The 16,416-nt window shown below is 69.5% G+C and carries 17 protein-coding genes; 12 read left to right on the top strand and 5 right to left on the bottom strand.

Going from position 1 to position 16,416, the window contains the following annotated elements; translation table 11 throughout:
• The first annotated feature begins 64 nt into the window (after positions 1-64).
• Positions 65-721, top strand: coding sequence for a pirin family protein (locus tag O3X23_RS18080; protein ID WP_269272443.1), 657 nt, complete (start codon positions 65-67; stop codon positions 719-721).
• On the opposite strand, the gene O3X23_RS18075 is transcribed toward O3X23_RS18080, so the two are convergent.
• A complete protein-coding gene (locus O3X23_RS18075) occupies positions 718-1,533 on the bottom strand; it encodes a serine hydrolase domain-containing protein (RefSeq protein ID WP_269272442.1) in 816 nt (271 codons plus the stop codon). The two genes, O3X23_RS18080 and O3X23_RS18075, sit on opposite strands and share 4 nt — an antisense overlap.
• Positions 1,534-1,611: 78 nt before the next feature.
• Between O3X23_RS18075 and O3X23_RS18070 the strand changes: the two genes are divergently transcribed.
• Complete coding sequence (locus O3X23_RS18070) at positions 1,612-2,088, top strand: MerR family transcriptional regulator (RefSeq protein ID WP_269272441.1); 477 nt, start codon at positions 1,612-1,614, stop codon at positions 2,086-2,088.
• Positions 2,089-2,093: 5 nt separating this feature from the next.
• Positions 2,094-3,122 (top strand): aldo/keto reductase, encoded by a 1,029-nt coding sequence (locus O3X23_RS18065; protein WP_269272440.1) that lies wholly within the window; start codon positions 2,094-2,096, stop codon positions 3,120-3,122.
• Here O3X23_RS18065 and O3X23_RS18060 read toward each other — a convergent pair.
• Positions 3,100-3,834, bottom strand: a complete 735-nt coding sequence (locus O3X23_RS18060) for a DUF4429 domain-containing protein (protein ID WP_269272439.1) — start codon at positions 3,832-3,834, stop codon at positions 3,100-3,102. The two genes, O3X23_RS18065 and O3X23_RS18060, sit on opposite strands and share 23 nt — an antisense overlap.
• A 132-nt stretch (positions 3,835-3,966) precedes the next feature.
• A complete protein-coding gene (locus O3X23_RS18055; RefSeq protein WP_269272438.1) occupies positions 3,967-5,172 on the bottom strand; it encodes an alpha/beta hydrolase in 1,206 nt (401 codons plus the stop codon).
• 297 nt (positions 5,173-5,469) lie between these two features.
• Here O3X23_RS18055 and O3X23_RS18050 point away from each other — a divergent pair, with 297 nt between their 5' ends.
• Positions 5,470-5,832 carry a peptidase inhibitor family I36 protein gene (locus O3X23_RS18050; RefSeq protein ID WP_269272437.1) on the top strand — a complete coding sequence of 121 codons (363 nt, stop codon included), beginning with the start codon at positions 5,470-5,472 and terminating at the stop codon, positions 5,830-5,832.
• Positions 5,833-5,896: 64 nt separating this feature from the next.
• Entirely contained in the window at positions 5,897-6,181 is a 285-nt protein-coding gene (locus O3X23_RS18045; protein ID WP_443047876.1) for a small hydrophobic protein, read from the top strand.
• Positions 6,182-6,272: 91 nt separating this feature from the next.
• Here O3X23_RS18045 and aceE read toward each other — a convergent pair whose 3' ends face one another.
• Entirely contained in the window at positions 6,273-9,005 is a 2,733-nt protein-coding gene (gene aceE / locus O3X23_RS18040) for a pyruvate dehydrogenase (acetyl-transferring), homodimeric type (RefSeq protein WP_269272436.1), read from the bottom strand.
• Positions 9,006-9,386: 381 nt separating this feature from the next.
• Between aceE and O3X23_RS18035 the strand changes: the two genes are divergently transcribed.
• From O3X23_RS18035 to O3X23_RS18010, 6 genes are all read left to right on the top strand, one after another.
• On the top strand, positions 9,387-9,827 hold the full coding sequence (locus tag O3X23_RS18035; RefSeq protein WP_138356772.1) for a DUF3052 domain-containing protein: 441 nt from the start codon (positions 9,387-9,389) through the stop codon (positions 9,825-9,827).
• A 166-nt stretch (positions 9,828-9,993) separates the two neighbouring features.
• A complete protein-coding gene (locus tag O3X23_RS18030) occupies positions 9,994-10,452 on the top strand; it encodes a peroxiredoxin (RefSeq protein WP_269272435.1) in 459 nt (152 codons plus the stop codon).
• 113 nt (positions 10,453-10,565) lie between these two features.
• Positions 10,566-11,141, top strand: coding sequence for a TerD family protein (locus tag O3X23_RS18025; protein WP_269272434.1), 576 nt, complete (start codon positions 10,566-10,568; stop codon positions 11,139-11,141).
• Between the two features lie 85 nt (positions 11,142-11,226).
• Positions 11,227-11,802: a TerD family protein gene (locus tag O3X23_RS18020; protein ID WP_269272433.1), complete on the top strand. Its 576-nt coding sequence runs from the start codon at positions 11,227-11,229 to the stop codon at positions 11,800-11,802.
• Between the two features lie 376 nt (positions 11,803-12,178).
• Complete coding sequence (locus O3X23_RS18015) at positions 12,179-13,321, top strand: DUF475 domain-containing protein (protein WP_269272432.1); 1,143 nt, start codon at positions 12,179-12,181, stop codon at positions 13,319-13,321.
• Positions 13,322-13,409: 88 nt separating this feature from the next.
• Complete coding sequence (locus O3X23_RS18010; protein ID WP_269272431.1) at positions 13,410-14,144, top strand: TerD family protein; 735 nt, start codon at positions 13,410-13,412, stop codon at positions 14,142-14,144.
• Between the two features lie 97 nt (positions 14,145-14,241).
• Here the strand turns inward: O3X23_RS18010 and O3X23_RS18005 are convergent, their stop codons facing one another.
• Entirely contained in the window at positions 14,242-15,063 is an 822-nt protein-coding gene (locus O3X23_RS18005) for a TerD family protein (protein WP_269272570.1), read from the bottom strand.
• Between the two features lie 186 nt (positions 15,064-15,249).
• On the opposite strand from O3X23_RS18005, the gene O3X23_RS18000 reads away from it, so the two are divergent.
• Positions 15,250-16,416 carry an HpcH/HpaI aldolase/citrate lyase family protein gene (locus O3X23_RS18000; protein ID WP_269272430.1) on the top strand — a complete coding sequence of 389 codons (1,167 nt, stop codon included), beginning with the start codon at positions 15,250-15,252 and terminating at the stop codon, positions 16,414-16,416.

The following is a 16,416-nucleotide window of genomic DNA, read 5'->3' as shown; positions in this document are numbered from 1 at the left end:
CCCACGAGTGCCCGGCGCGCGGGTACACGCCCGGCGCCGGGAAAGGGCCCGATACGGTGGCGGGATGATCGATGTTCGGCGCGGTGGGCAGCGGTACGCCGGGGGCGATCCCGCCGCGGGGATCGAGACCCTGCACGCCTTCTCCTTCGGTTCGCACTACGACCCCGACAACCTGCGCTTCGGGCCGCTGATGGCGTGCAACGAGGAGCGGCTGGCACCCGGCGCCGGCTTCACGGAACACCCGCACGGGGGAGTCGAGATCGTGACGTGGGTGATCGAGGGGGAGCTGGGGCACCGGGACTCCGCGGGCCACGAGACGGTGGTGCGGGCCGGTGAGGCCCAACTGCTCAGCGCGGGCGACGGGGTCCGCCACGTCGAACGCAACGCCGGGGCAACCCCGCTGAGGTTCCTTCAGATGTGGCTGGAGCCGGCGGCGCCGGGCGGCGACCCGCGCTACGGCGTCGAACGCGGCACGCGCTTCCTCCCGTTCCGGCAGCCGCACGCGGTGCTGTCGGTCGCCCGTGGCCCGGGCGAACTGCCCACCGCGCCCTTCGTGTACGTGCACGTGGTGCGCGGCAGCCTCCGGCTGGGCGGCGAGACCCTCGAAGCGGGTGACGCTGCCCGCGCCACCGGCGAGCAGGGGCTGTGGGCGCACTCGGCCGAACCGGTGGAGTACCTCGTCTGGGAGATGCATCCGGTGCCGCGAGGCCTGCGGGACTAACCCCGCAGCTCCGCGAGGACCGCGTCCGTCAGGGCGGGCCACAGCGGGACCGCCCACTCGCCCCAGGCGCGGTCGGTGAGGCAGACGCACGCTGCGCCCGCGTCCGGGTCGACCCACAGGAAGGTCCCGGTCTGGCCGAAGTGGCCGAAGGTGCGCGGGCCGGAGGCGGAGCCGGTCCAGTGCGGGGTCTTGGAGTCGCGGATCTCGAAGCCCAGGCCCCAGTCGTTGGGGTTCTGGTGCCCGTAGCCGGGCAGCACGCCCTTGAGGCCGGGGAAGACGACGGAGGTGGCCTCGTCGAGGGTCGACGGGTGCAGGATGCGCGGCGCCTGCAGTTCGGCGGCGAAGCGGACGAGGTCCTCGACGGTGGAGACCCCGTCGGCGGCCGCCGAGCCGGGCAGCGTGGTGGCGGTCATCCCCAGCGGCTCCAGGACCGCCTGCCGCAGGTATTCGGGGAACGGGATGCCGGTCGCCTTGGCGATGTGGTCGGCGAGCACCTCGAAGCCGGCGTTGGAGTAGAGCCGGCGGTCGCCGGGGGGCGCCATCACGCGGTGCTGGTCGAAGGCGAGCCCCGAGGTGTGGGAGAGCAGATGGCGCACCGTCGAGCCCTCGGGTCCCGCCGGGTCGTCGAGTTCGAAGACGCCCTCCTCGCAGGCGACCAGCGCCGCGTAGGCTGTCAGCGGCTTGGTGACGGAGGCGAGCCGGAACGGATCGCCGACCGGGCCCTCGGACCCGGCCACCGTGCCGTCCCGGCGGACGACGGCCGCCGCTGCCGTGGGGACGGGCCAGTTCCGGATCTCGCGCAAGCTCTCCATGGGGCGAGCGTAACGCGGGCGGAAAAGATCTCCTGCGGCGCTTGCTTGGAGTGCACTCCAGGTCCGTAGCGTAGGGGCATGACCGTAACGCAGGCGGCTGTGACGCAGGTGGCGAGGACCAGGGGCGGCCGGATCGCCGGCTGTGAGGAGCCGACCTCGATCCTGCGGCCCGACGGGCAGGACCAGTACACGATCAGCGAAGTGGTCACGGTGACCGGGCTGAGCGCGCACACCCTGCGCTGGTACGAGCGGATCGGACTGATGCCGCACGTCGACCGCTCCCACACCGGGCAGCGCCGGTACACCAACCGCGATCTGCACTGGCTGGCCTTCGTCGGCAAGCTCCGGCTGACCGGGATGCCGGTCGCGGACATGGTCCGGTACGCGGAGATGGTCCGCGAGGGCGAGCAGACGTTCAGCGCGCGGCGGGAACTGCTCGTCGCGCACCGTGAGGACGTGCACCGGCGGATCGCCGAGCTGCAGGACACCCTCGTGGTACTGGACTACAAGATCGACATGTATGGAGGCGCCCAGCGGGCGCCGGAGAGGGCCTGACCCTGATGAGCGACAACGCGAGCACCGAGAAGATCGACACCGTACGGCTGGGCACGGACGGACCGCTGGTCGGCGTCCAGGGCCTGGGCTGCATGGGCATGAGCGAGTTCTACGGCGAGACCGACGTCGACGCGGCGCGCGCGACGCTGGAGGCGGCGCTGGAGGCGGGCGTCACGCTCTTCGACACGGCCGACATCTACGGCAACGGGGCCAACGAGGAGTTCATCGCCCCGTTCGTGAAGGCGCACCGGGACGAGATCACGCTGGCGACCAAGTTCGCCATCGAGCGCAGGGCGGACGATCCCACCTACCGGGCCGTCCGCAACGACCGGGCGTACATCCGGCAGGCCGTCGAGGCCAGCCTGCGCCGCCTGGGCACGGACGTCATCGACCTGTACTACATGCACCGCCGTGACCCGGCCGTCCCGCTCGCGGAGTCCGTCGGCGCGATGGCCGAGCTGGTGGCGGAGGGCAAGGTCCGCCACCTGGGCCTGTCCGAGGTGACGGGCGCGGAGCTGCGCGAGGCGCACGCCGTGCACCCGATCGCCGCGCTGCAGTCCGAGTGGTCGCTGTTCAGCCGCGATGTGGAACGCAGCGCCGTTCCGGCCGCCGCCGAGCTCGGGGTGGCCTTCGTGCCGTACTCACCGCTCGGCCGGGGCTTCCTGACCGGCTCGTTCCTGGACGCCAAGGCGGATCTGGCCGACGGCGACTTCCGGCGGGACCAGCCCCGGTTCACCGGCGAGAACGCCAAGCGGAACGCGGACCTGCTGGACCCGGTCCGCAAGGCCGCCAAGGCCCACGGGTCCACCCTGGGCCAGATCGCGCTCGCCTGGGTGCAGCAGCGGGCCGGGGCGCACCGGCTGGCCGTGGTGCCGATCCCGGGCACCCGCAAGGTGAGCCGCGTGCTGGAGAACACCGCGGCGACCCGGATCACCCTGGACCAGGTCGAACTGGAGTGGCTGGAACCGATCGCCGAGCACGTCGCCGGCGACCGCTACCCGGACATGAGCTCTACTTCCGCCGCGCGCGAGTAGCCGCCTGCACGGCGGCCAGCACGGACGCGGCGAACGGCAGCGACTCGTGCACCTGCCCGTAGCCGAGCCCGAAGACCACCGCGGCCGGGTTCTGGTCGGGGTCGCCGGAGCGCTCGGTGTCGTCGGCCGGCCGCAGCCGCAGATAGCCGTGCAGCAGCTCGGGGGAGCGCCAGTCGACGCCGGTCAGGTCGGCGACCGGGAAGTGCTGGTCGCCGGCCTTCCACTTGGCGGTCGAGGCGCCCGTCCAGAACCAGCGGAAGGACACCGTGCGGCCGTCGAAGGCGGCCCTGGCGTCGTACGCCTTGAACGACTGCGGCCCGGCGGGCGCGGCGACCAGGAAGCGGTCGGCCGGCTCGCCGGTGTCGTTGTCCGAGACCGCGACCCGTAGCTCGTCCGTGTAGTACTCGGCGAGGGTCTCGCGCTCGGCCGGCAGCACCAGCCGATAGGGGTCCGCGGAGTCCTTCAGCTGCCCGCCGGCCGCCTCCATCAGCGGATCGGCGCCCGGCCGGGGGAGGGCGCGCAGCACGACCGTGCCGCGCTTGCCCGGGACGAGCTCGACGCCGGTCAGCGCGGCGTGCGGGATCCGGCGCTCGCCGAGCGCCTGGAGCAGCTTCGAATTGCGCACCCCGCGCTCGTACCGGATGACCACGGCATCCGTGTCGAACTCCCACACGGCATTGGATCCGGCCAAAACGTCACCCATACGGCTCATCGTAGGGCCGAATGGGGGATCAACAGCCGAACCGACCGAAGAAACACGCGTGCGGTGGGTTCCGGGCCTGGGATCGTGGCCGGTACCGAGGCCCGGCGGGGGGCCGGCGGCCATCGGCCGGCCCCCGGGACGTCAGCTCTGTTCGAGGCCCGACGAGCAGTCCTCGCGGTTCGGCGCGCACCGCACGGCGCCGTACTGACCGAGGGCGATGTCGGTGAAGTTCGCCAGGCTCTCGGTGCCGGGCGCGAAGTAGCCGGGGTGGCCCAGCGCACCCTCGGTGCCCACCACCCGGGCCCCGAAGGACTCGGAGACCGGGTCGGCGCCGTGCCCGAGGCCCGCGATCTCCAGGTGCGGCACGCCGCCGATCCAGTCGCTCGGATCGCGGGCGGCCCACACATTGGCGGAGGTGTGCAGCTGTGTGGCACGGCTCACCCGCATCCCGGGGCTGCCGAAGACGGTGATGTCGGAGACCTTGTCCGTCGGCAGGCCGGGAGCGGCCACCCCGCACAGCACCGAGCCGTACGAGTGGCAGAAGAGCGAGAGGTGCGCCCGGGGCGGCAGCGCCTCGACCAGGGAGTTCAGCCGGACCGCGCCGTTCTCCGCCAGTTCGCCCGTGGAGGCGTCGAGACCGACCCCCGAAGGCGTCGTGTAGTTCGCCCAGGCGATCACCGCGGTGTGCGCGGTCGGGTCCTGGGCGCGCTCGGCGGAGTACAGGGCGCGCGCCATGCCCACCGGGGCGGCGTACGACTTGGCGGTGCGTTCGAACGTGCCGATGTCGGTGTCCACGCCCGGCACGACCACTGCCACCCGGTCGGCGGAGTCCAGATCGCCGAAGACCTCCGCGGCGCGGCCGGCTCCGGTCGGGTCGAAGGCGAGGATCTGCCGTCCGCCGTTCAGCAGGGAGGCGTAGCGGTGGGCCCGCATGTCGGCGTCCTCGCGGCCCGCGGGGGTGAGCAGGGAGCTGTGCGAGCGGGCGAGCTCCGTGACGCGTGTCCGGGCGAGCGCCACCCGGTTGGCCAGGTAGCGCACGCTGACCGGCGCGCCGTCCAGGTTGCCGACGACGAGCGGGTACTGGTTGGCGAGCTGCCGGGTCTGGCCCGCGGTGAGCGTCGCGAAGAAGCGCGCTATCGAGTCGACGCCGGCCGAGGTGCTGGGCAGCTTGTGCCCGGCCACCGAACCGTGCATCCATGACGCCAGTGCCGCCGCCCGCGGGTCCTCGGCGCCCTTGTGCGGGCGGATGGCGGTCCAGCCGGTGGTCGCGAGCATGACGAAGATGACGGCCAGGGCCAGCAGGGCCCGGATGGACGTTGCGTTGAAGCGCTCATCGAACGGGGTCACTCAGATTTGCCTCGCGAAATCGTCCCGGCCGCGCACGCCGACCCGGTCCGTCGGCAGGAGGTGCGCGGGGGGCGTCGTGGCCCCACTGGAGGTTTGCGGTATCACGAGCCAGCGTAGAAGACGCAGGGCCATGCCTGAGCCAAGGGTGACTCAAGTCACGTTTCGAAAGTGACTGTACGGGCCAGACGAATGGGTCGGGTGCTACCAGTGGGGCGGCGCGCGCACAATCCCCCTATCAGGAGGAACACGTCCGCTCGCTCTTGTGAGCGCCGCGCCGCCCGCACCAGCCTGAGCCGCATGAACACGATCCTCACCGCCGCCGCCCTGGCCGCCGCGCTCCTGTCCGCCACCGTCCCCGTTCCCGCCTCCGCTGCGTCGTCCAAGGCCGCCTGCGATCCCGGCCAGCTGTGCCTGTGGGGCAAGGCGGGCTACAGCGGCGCCCGGCAGAACCACGAACTCGCCGACACCGGCATCGACAACTGCGTGCCCCTCCCCGCGGGCACCCCGGCCCGGTCCTTCGTCAACCGTGTCGGCCGGCCGGTCACCACCTACCAGAGCGCTGAGTGCGCTACCGAGGCCGAGTTCGAGACCTACCCGACGGGCACCTGGGTGCCCGAATCCCGTTACACCGTCCGGGCGTTCAAGGTCTGGGAGAACTGACACCGCATGCGCGGCCGGGGCCGGGGAACACGAACGGCGAGCCCCGACACCTTACGGAGGGACGATGGCCACCCGAACCCGCACCCGTACCCGTATGCCTTTCCGCAGCCGATCCAACCGGTCCGGCAGGTCCGGCCGGTCCGACATCGGGACGATCGCCGTCATCGGCGCCGTCTGCGCCATCGTCGGATTCTTCGTCCTGGGGATCGTGCTCGGCCCCCTCGCGATCATCTTCGGCTGGCTGGCCATGGGCCGCAGCTGGCGTGGCGCCAAATCGATCCCCGCGGTCGTCGCCGTCATCCTCGGCGCCTTCGACACCGTGGTCGCCGTTCTCTGGCTGGCCCAGTAGCGGGCGGGCAACCCGCCGCACCACGCAGAACGCCGGGTCCGCACCACGAGAAGTGGTGCGGACCCGGCGTCAGGGTCGCTCAGGAGACGCCTCAGGCGTCGCCGCCCGCGGCGCCGGGATCGGCCGCCGCGACGTCGAGCAGCTGGTACCGGTCCACGGCCTGCTTCAGCACCGAACGGTCGACCTTGCCGTCACGGGCGAGCTCGGTGAGCACCGCCAGGACGATCGACTGCGCGTCGATGTGGAAGAAGCGGCGGGCCGCGCCACGGGTGTCGGCGAAACCGAAACCGTCGGCGCCCAGCGACTGGTACGTGCCCGGGACCCAGCGCGAGATCTGGTCCGGCACCGCCCGCATCCAGTCCGAGACCGCCACGAACGGGCCCTGCACACCGGCGAGCTTGCTCGTGATGTACGGGACGCGCTGCTCCTCCTCCGGGTGGAGCAGGTTGTGCTCCTCCACCGCGATGGCGTCGCGACGCAGCTCGTTCCACGAGGTGGCCGACCAGACGTCCGCCTTGACGCCCCAGTCCGCCGCGAGGATCCGCTGCGCCTCGACGGCCCACGGAACCGCCACACCGGACGCCAGGATCTGCGCCGGAACGGTGCCCTCGGTGCCCGGCGCGTACCGGTACAGGCCCTTGAGGATGCCCTCGGCATCCACGTCGGCCGGCTCGGCCGGGTGCTGGATCGGCTCGTTGTAGACGGTCAGGTAGTAGAAGACGTCCTCGGCGTTCTCGCCGTACATCCTCTTCAGACCGTCCTGCACGATGTGCGCGATCTCGAAACCGAACGCCGGGTCGTACGCGACGACGGCCGGGTTGGTCGAGGCGAGCAGCTGCGAGTGGCCGTCCGCGTGCTGCAGGCCCTCACCCGTAAGAGTGGTCCTGCCCGCGGTCGCGCCGAGCACGAAGCCGCGCGCCAGCTGGTCCGCCATCTGCCAGAACTGGTCACCGGTGCGCTGGAACCCGAACATCGAGTAGAAGACGTACACCGGGATCATCGGCTCGCCGTGCGTCGCGTAGGCGGAGCCCGCCGCGATCAGCGAGGCCGTACAGCCCGCCTCGGAGATGCCGTCGTGCAGCATCTGGCCGGTCGGCGACTCCTTGTACGCGAGGAGCAGCTCACGGTCGACGGACTCGTACTGCTGGCCCAGCGGGTTGTAGATCTTCGCCGACGGGAAGAACGCGTCCATACCGAAGGTGCGGTACTCGTCGGGGGCGATCAGCACGAAACGCTTGCCGATCTCCTTGTCCCGCATGAGCTCCTTGAGGATGCGGACGAACGCCATGGTGGTGGCGATCGACTGCTGCCCCGAGCCCTTCTTGGCCGGCGCGTACGCCTTGTCGCCCGGCAGCTCCAGCGGTTTCGCGCGCACCACACGGGTCGGCACGTAGCCGCCGCACGCCTTGCGGTGGTCGTGCATGTACTGGATCTCTTCGGAGTCGCGACCCGGGTGGTAGTACGGCGGGTAGCCCTCGTCGAGCTGCTTGTCCGTGATCGGGATGTGCAGCCGGTCGCGGAAGCGCTTGAGGTCCTCGGTCGTGAGCTTCTTCATCTGGTGGGTCGCGTTGCGGCCCTCGAAGTTCGGCCCGAGCGTCCAGCCCTTGATGGTCTGGGCGAGGATCACCGTCGGCTGGCCCTTGTGGGCCTTGGCCGCCGCGTACGCCGCGTAGACCTTCTTGTGGTCGTGTCCGCCACGGCCGAGGTGCAGGATCTGCTCGTCGGTCATGCCTTCGACCATCTTGCGCAGCCGCTGGTCGTCACCGAAGAAGTGCTCGCGGATGTAGCCGCCGGTCTCGGTGGCGTACGTCTGGAACTGACCGTCCGGCGTGGTGTTCATCTTGTTGACCAGCAGGCCGTCGCGGTCCTGGGCGAGCAGCGGGTCCCAGCTGCGGTCCCAGACCAGCTTGATGACGTTCCAGCCGGCACCGCGGAACTGCGACTCCAGCTCCTGGATGATCTTGCCGTTGCCGCGCACCGGACCGTCGAGGCGCTGCAGGTTGCAGTTGACGACGAACGTCAGGTTGTCCAGGCCCTCACGGGCGGCGATGGACAGCTGGCCGAGCGACTCGGGCTCGTCCATCTCCCCGTCGCCCAGGTACGCCCATACGTGCGACTTGGAGGTGTCGGCGATGCCGCGTGCCTCCATGTAGCGGTTCATCCGCGCCTGGTAGATCGCACCGAGCGGACCGAGGCCCATCGAGACGGTCGGGAACTCCCAGAAGTCCGGCATGAGCCGCGGGTGCGGGTAGCTGGACAGACCGTACGGGGCCTTCGACTTCTCCTGGCGGAACGCGTCGAGCTGTTGCTCGGAGAGCCGGTCCAGAAGGAAGGCGCGGGCGTAGATACCCGGGGAGGCATGCCCCTGGAAGAAGATCTGGTCGCCGCCGTCGCCCTCGTCCTTGCCCCGGAAGAAGTGGTTGAAGCCCACGTCGTAGAGGGAGGCGGAGGAGGCGAACGTGGCGATGTGGCCGCCCACGCCGATGCCCGGGCGCTGGGCGCGCGACACCATGACCGCCGCGTTCCAGCGAGTCGCGTTCAGGACCTTGCGCTCGATCTCCTCGTTGCCGGGGAAGAAGGGCTCGTCCTTGGTCGCGATGGTGTTGATGTAGTCCGTGCTGCGCATCTCAGGCACCGCGACACGCTTCTCGCGGGCGCGCTCGATGAGGCGGAGCATGAGGTAGCGGGCGCGCTCACGGCCGCGTTCGTCGATAGCCGCGTCGAGCGAGTCGAGCCATTCCGCCGTTTCCTCGGGATCAAAGTCCGGGACCTGGCTGGGAAGGCCGCCAATGATGATCGGGTTGCGATCGGATCCGGAAGCCACGCTGTTCCTTCGCTACTAGGTCTTGCTCTGCTGGGTCGCGCCGCCTCCATCGTGTACCGCGTCGCCAGAAACGTCATCTCTACTGAGCGGTAACTGCCACTCCGTGAGACGGAGAGGTGCGCAGCGAAGCAGGCCTTCGAGAGGCCAAATCGCAACTCTACGCCCACTCGGACGTACGACCGACCCCAGACTTCATTCGTGCACAACCCCGGCAAAGCGGCGTGATCTACGTCACGATTGGGCAGGCGGCTTGCGGTGACACGTCACCGTTTAGGCGGTCTCGGCGGCCGGGTACTTGCGCGATCCGCCGCGTCCGTGTGGACTACCGCCAATAACCCCGCACAGGCGCGGGGATTTTCCCCCCATGACAGGAGGCAAAGCGTGAGCGCGACCGCGGACCACGCGGAGGACCGGACCAACCCGGCTAGCCGGCTTGGATTCGAACCCGGACAGGTGGTCCAGGAACTCGGGTACGACGACGACTGCGACCAGGAGCTCCGAGAAGGTATCGAGGAGCTCACGGGCGAAGAGCTCGCCGATGAGGACTACGACGACGTGCCCGACGCCGTCCTGCTGTGGTTCAGGGAGGACGACGGCGACCTCACCGACACCTTGGTCGACGCCACGTCGACGATCGACGACGGCGCCCCGATCTGGCTGATGACCCCGAAGACCGGCCGTGAGGGCCACGTCGAGCCAAGCGAGATCGGCGAGGCCGCCCAGACCGCGGGACTGGCGCAGACCAGCACGGTCAACGCCGCCAAGGACTGGTCGGGCAGCCGTCTGGTCACCCCGAAGACGGCCAGGGCCGCCAAGCGGTAGCACTACCGGACCCCCACCGGACCCTCACCGTGCCCCCGGCGACCTCGGTCGCCGGGGGCCCGGTGCGTTCCGCCGATTCCTCCGCCGGGGCGCGGTGCGTTTCGCCGCCGGCGTGGGTGACAGACTGTCCGTGACCTTTCCGGTACCGAGACGAGGATGTGTCCGCATGGCGATCGAGGTCGGCAGCAAGGCCCCGGACTTCGAGCTGAAGAACCAGCACGGCCAGACCGTGCGGCTCTCCGACTTCCGGGGGGAGAAGAACGTCGTCCTGCTCTTCTACCCCTACGCGTTCACCGGCGTCTGCACCGGAGAGCTCTGCGCCCTGCGCGACGAGCTGCCGAGGTTCCAGAACGACGACGTCCAGCTCCTCGCCGTCTCCAATGACGCACCCTTCTCGCTGCGCGTCTTCTCCGACCAGGAGGGCTTCGGCTACCCCCTGCTCTCCGACTTCTGGCCGCACGGCGAGGCCTCCCGCGCCTACGGCGTCTTCGACGAGGAGAAGGGCTGCGCGGTCCGCGGCACCTTCGTCATCGACAAGGACGGCATCGTGCGCTGGACTGTCGTGAACGGCCTTCCGGACGCCCGGGACCTCAATGACTACGCAAAGGCCCTCGAAGTCCTGTAGCCGACGGGCTGCAGTCTTCGGGAACTGCTCACTAAGCTCAACGCGTTGATCTGTGTACCGCACGACGGGGGCGAGGGTTCTACCTGATACCCCACGACCGTAGGGGAGGACTCGTGGGAGTCAGTCTCAGCAAGGGTGGCAACGTCTCACTGACGAAGGAGGCGCCGAATCTCACGGCCGTCATCGTCGCTCTGGGATGGGACGCCCGGACCACCACAGGCGCCGATTTCGACCTGGACGCGAGCGCGCTGCTGGCCAGCCCCGAGGGCAAGGTCATCTCCGACGCTCACTTCGTCTTCTTCAACAACCTCAAGAGCCCGGACGGTTCGGTCGAGCACCTCGGTGACAACCTCACCGGCTCGGGCGACGGGGACGACGAGGTCATCAAGGTGAACCTGGCCGGCGTCCCGGCCGATGTCGCCAAGATCGTCTTCCCGGTCTCGATCTACGAGGCCGAGAGCCGTCAGCAGAGCTTCGGCCAGGTCCGCAACGCGTACATCCGCGTCGTGAACCAGGCCGACAACAACGAACTGGCGCGTTACGACCTCACCGAGGACGCCTCCACCGAGACCGCGATGGTCTTCGGCGAGCTCTACCGCAACGGCGCGGAGTGGAAGTTCCGCGCCATCGGCCAGGGCTACGCCTCCGGACTGCGCGGCATCGCGCACGACTTCGGCGTCAACGTCTGACCCGGTCACGGCGCCGCACACCCGCCCGGGCGGGCGGCGCCGCGCACGTACCGACCTCAGCACGCACGGGGAGGAAGCGAAAACCATGGGCGTCACGCTCGCCAAGGGGGGCAATGTCTCCCTCAGCAAAGCCGCACCGAATCTCACCCAGGTGATGATCGGGCTCGGCTGGGACGCGCGCTCCACCACAGGAGCGCCGTTCGACCTCGACGCCAGCGCCCTGCTGTGCGCCAACGGCCGGGTACTCAGCGACGAGCACTTCGTCTTCTACAACAACCTCAAGAGCCCCGAGGGCTCCGTGGAGCACACCGGTGACAACCTCACCGGCGAGGGCGAAGGGGACGACGAGGAGATCCTCGTCGATCTCACCAAGGTTCCCGAGCACGTCGACAAGGTCGTCTTCCCCGTCTCCATCCATGAGGCCGACAGCCGGGGCCAGACCTTCGGCCAGGTCAGCAACGCGTACATCCGCGTCGTCAACCAGTTCGACCAGGCCGAGTTGGCCCGCTACGACCTCTCCGAGGACGCCTCCAGCGAAACCGCGATGATCTTCGGAGAGCTCTACCGCTACAACGGCGAGTGGAAATTCCGTGCGGTGGGCCAGGGGTACGCGTCAGGACTGCGGGGCATCGCCCTCGACTTCGGGGTCAACGTTTCCTGACCCCTCCCCGCCGTGACCGACCGGGATTCCCCACCCTCGCGGGTGGGGTTTCTGCTTCCTCCGCCCCTGAGGGGGACCGAGGCCCGGGTTGTGGACCCTTCGGCAGGCGCCGAAAGCCGGCTCGGCGCGGGGCCCGATCCACCTGCCATGCCTCGCTTTCGATCGGACCGTACGAGCATCACTTCCTGTCCGACGACCGAATTGGCATGAAGTGACGGGAAGTTCGTCGTTTTTCGCATTAATGGTGATGCGTGTCCCGACCGGAGGTGATTCGGAAGGGGCGTACCGACTGGGTGGTGACGAAGCGGGTCGGTAGAGTCTTGGCAAAGCCGCGGACTACGCGGGGGATCTCTCGTAGAGAAGGACTGGGTAGCCCGTGCTCCTCAAGACATTCGGCTGGTCGTTCGGCATCACTGCCGCCGGTCTGGCCTTGGCGTACATCCTCTGGGGGTGGCAGGGGCTCGCGGTGGTCGCGATCCTGTCGGTCCTGGAGATCTCGCTGTCGTTCGACAACGCGGTGATCAACGCCGGGATCCTCCGGAAGATGAACGCCTTCTGGCAGAAGATGTTCCTTACCGTCGGCATCCTGATCGCCGTCTTCGGTATGCGACTGGTCTTCCCGGTCGTCATCGTCTCCATCACCGCCAAGCTCAACCCGGTCGAGGCGGTGGACGTTGCGATCAACGACCCCGACCGCTACGAGGCGCTGGTCACCGGCGCGCACCCGTCGATCGCGGCCTTCGGCGGGATGTTCCTGCTCATGATCTTCCTCGACTTCATTTTCGAGGAGCGGGACATCCGGTGGCTCGGCTGGCTGGAGAAGCCGCTCGGCAAGCTCGGCAAGCTGGACATGCTCTCCGTCGTGATCGCCCTGATCGTGCTGCTCATCGCCGCGACCACGGTCGCGACCAGCGTTCCGGTGCACGGCGGGGAAGGCACGATCGACAAGAGCGCGACGGTGATGCTGTCCGGGATCGCCGGGCTCATCACGTACCTGATCGTCGGCGGGATCTCGGGCTACTTCGAGGACCAGCTGGAGGAAGCCGAGGAGGAAGCGGACGCCGAACAGGCCGAGGCCTCCTCGAAGGGCGGCACGGGGACCGTCGTCGGACTGGCCGGCAAGGCCGCGTTCTTCATGTTCCTGTACCTCGAGGTCATCGACGCGTCGTTCTCGTTCGACGGTGTCATCGGCGCGTTCGCGATCACCAACGACATCTTCGAGATGGCGCTCGGCCTCGGCATCGGCGCCATGTACATCCGGTCGCTGACGGTCTTCCTGGTCCGCAAGGGCACCCTGGACGACTACGTGTACCTGGAGCACGGCGCGCACTACGCGATCGGCGCCCTGGCCGTCATCCTGCTCGTCACGATCAAGTACGAGATCAACGAGGTCATCACCGGCCTCGTCGGCGTCGTGCTGATCGCGGCTTCCTACTGGTCGTCGGTGGTGCGAAACCGGCGCAACGGGGAAAACTCAGAGGGGTCGAACGATACGGCGGAAGTCTCATCCGGGGTCTGACAGCTCTGACAGTCTGAGCCCCGGAGCGAGAAGTCCCGCCCCCCGCCGATCCGGCGGGGGGCGGTGTCCGTTCAGGGGAGGGGTAGTCATGGCCTGGTGGAAGTTCCTGCGGCCCAGTGGGGCCACGCAGTTCGACATGGCGAACGCGCACACCGTGGAGCTCACGAAACGGCACCCCATGGTCTCGCTGAGCAAGCAGGGCGCGGCCGTCGGCAACCTGCGGATCAACCTCAGCTGGGAAATGCGCACTTCGGACACGGGCGGCTGGAACAAGCAGGGCGGGGGCGGGCTGTCCATCCGCCGGATGAACCTGTTCAAGCCGGAGATCGTGCAGGCCGCGGGGCCGGCGATGGTCAACGTCGACCTGGACCTGGCGTGCATGTACGAGCTCGCCGACGGGACGAAGGGCGTCGTCCAGCCGCTCGGCAACTTCCTGGGGGACCTGAACGAGGCGCCGTACGTCAAGCTCAGCGGCGACGACCGGTTCGGCGGCACGTCGGGCGAGACCATGCACATCAACTTCGACAAGCGGGACGAGTTCGTCCGGCTGCTGGTGTTCGTCTACATCTACGACGGAACGCCCGCGTTCGACCGCACCCACGCCATGGTCACGCTCTACCCCAGCTCGGGTCCGCGGATCGAGATCCCGCTGAGCGAGCGCGAGCCGCAGGCGCGGTCCTGCGCGGTGGTGCTGATCGAGAACCGCAAGGGCGAGCTGATCGTGCGGCGCGAGGTGAAGTACGTCTACGGGTTCCAGGCCGAGATAGACCGGCTGTACGGCTGGGGCCTGCAGTGGGGCCGCGGCTACAAGACCAAGGTCTGACCGGCTGTCCACCCGCGGACGACAGGTCCTAAGTCGTGTCTTCAAATCCCCGTCGGCCCCGCCCTCCGGGCGGACGACGCCTATTTGAAGACACTCCCTAGCGGCGGCCCGGCTGGAACTGGGGGCCCTGGGGTGGCAGCACGAAGCCCGGGGGGCCCGCCACCGGCTGCGGGTACCCGTAGGCCGGTGCGGCCTGCTGGGGGCGCTGCTGGGGCGGCTGGGGGTACCCGTAGGCGGGCTGGGCCGGTACGTGGCCGGGAGCGGGCTCCGGGAGCGGGTAGCCGTACGCGGAGGTGGCCTCGGGCTCCGGGACGGCGGGCGGCGCGTGGGCGGGCTCGCGGGAGCCCGCGGCGGGGTCCTCGCCGGATTCCGCCTCGTCGTCGACGGCGATGCCGAATTCGGTGGCGAGGCCGACGAGGCCGGTCGCGTAGCCCTGTCCGAGCGCGCGGAACTTCCACGCCGTGCCGCGGCGGTACAGCTCGCCGCAGATCAGGGCGGTCTCGTCGCCGGTGTCGGGGGTGACGTCGAAGGTCGCCAGGGGGGCGGAGCCGACCGCCGCGCCCGTGTCGAAGAGCAGGACGTGCAGGTCAGGGACCTGGCCGAAGGAGCCGCCGTCGGCGGACGCGGCGATGACGACGCGGGCCACGGAGGCGTCCAGGGACGCCAGGTCCACCTCGACGGTGTCGGTGAGTCCTTCGGGGACGCGCTTCTTCGGCAGGTGCCGGGCGAGTCCCGAGGGATGCCTCGGTTCGTTGTAGAAGACGAAGTCCGCGTCCGAGCGGACCCGGCCGTCCGCGCCCAGCAGCAGGGCCGAGGCGTCGACGTCGGGGACGCCCACGCGGGGGCTCCAGCGCAGCACCGCCCTGATCCCCAGGACGTCCAGGGGGATGTTCGAGCCCTTCACCATCGCGTGCGTCATGGCGGTCATCCTGCCTTCCCTGGTGGGCGGGCCACAACGCAGGGGACTGGACGCGCCGGGAGCGGTCATACGACAGACGTGCGGGGGTTACCTGATTTTCACGCACGGGGGGAACGTCAGTCGTGTGAGCGCACGTACGATAATTCGCCAGATGCTATTCGGTCAGCCATGTATAAAAGGGGGCATATGCGCCACTTCGGACACCTTGCGACGGACGTACGGAACGAACTGTTCCACCGCGAGCCGCAGGAATTCACCGCGGACTCGTCCGCCCGAACGCTCTCCGTCGCCCTGGGCGCGACCCTCTACAGCCCGGCGACCCGGCCGCACCTGGCCGACGACGTGCTGAAGCAGGCCGCGCACGGTGTCGTGTCCATGGTGCTGTGCCTGGAGGACTCGATCGACGACCGCGAGGTGGTCGACGCCGAGGCGAATCTGGTCCGGCAGTTCGCCGACCTGGACCGGCGGCAGGGCGCGGGCGACCCGCCGCTGCTGTTCATCCGGGTCCGCACCCCGGCCCAGATCGTCGACCTGGTGGAGCGGCTCGGTGACACCGTGCGCCTGCTGGCCGGATTCGTACTGCCGAAGTTCACCGAGGAGAGCGGCGTCCCCTTCATGGAGGCGCTGGCCGGCGCGGAGGTCGCCTGCGGCCACCGGCTCTTCGCCATGCCGGTCCTGGAGTCCCCGCAGCTGATGCACCTGGAGAGCCGCGTCGAGACGCTCTCCGGGATCTACCGCACGGTCGACAAGTACCGGGACCGGGTGCTGGCCCTGCGACTGGGCGTGACGGACTTCTGCTCCTCGTACGCGCTGCGCAGGGCGCCCGCGATGACGGCGTACGACGTCCAGATCGTCGCCTCGGTCATCGCCGACGTCGTCAACGTCTTCGGGCGGGCCGACGGGACCGGGTTCACGGTGACCGGCCCGGTGTGGGAGTACTTCCGGCACCACGAGCGGATGTTCAAGCCGCAGCTGCGGCGCAGCCCCTTCACCCCGGAGGCGGAGGACCTGCGCACCGCGCTCATCGAGCACGACATGGACGGGCTGCTGCGTGAGATCGAGCTGGACCGGGCGAACGGCCTCCAGGGCAAGACGTGCATCCACCCCACCCACGTCTTCCCCGTGCACGCGCTGAACGTGGTCACGCACGAGGAGTACTGCGACGCCGCCGACATCCTGCACGAGGACCGCACCGGCGGCGGGGTCCTGCGCTCCGCCTACACGAACAAGATGAACGAGGTGAAGCCGCACCGGGCCTGGGCCGAGCGCACCATGCGCCGTGCCGAGATCTTCGGGGTGGCCCGCGCCGACATCGGGTTCGTGGAACTGCTCGCGGCCTGTCTGCCGTCCTGA

The sequence above is a fragment of the Streptomyces sp. H39-S7 genome (genome assembly GCF_027158205.1).
Taxonomy (GTDB): Bacteria; Actinomycetota; Actinomycetes; order Streptomycetales; family Streptomycetaceae; genus Actinacidiphila.
The sequence above is the reverse complement of the archived record's forward strand: the minus strand, read 5'-3'. Positions and strand labels throughout refer to the sequence as shown.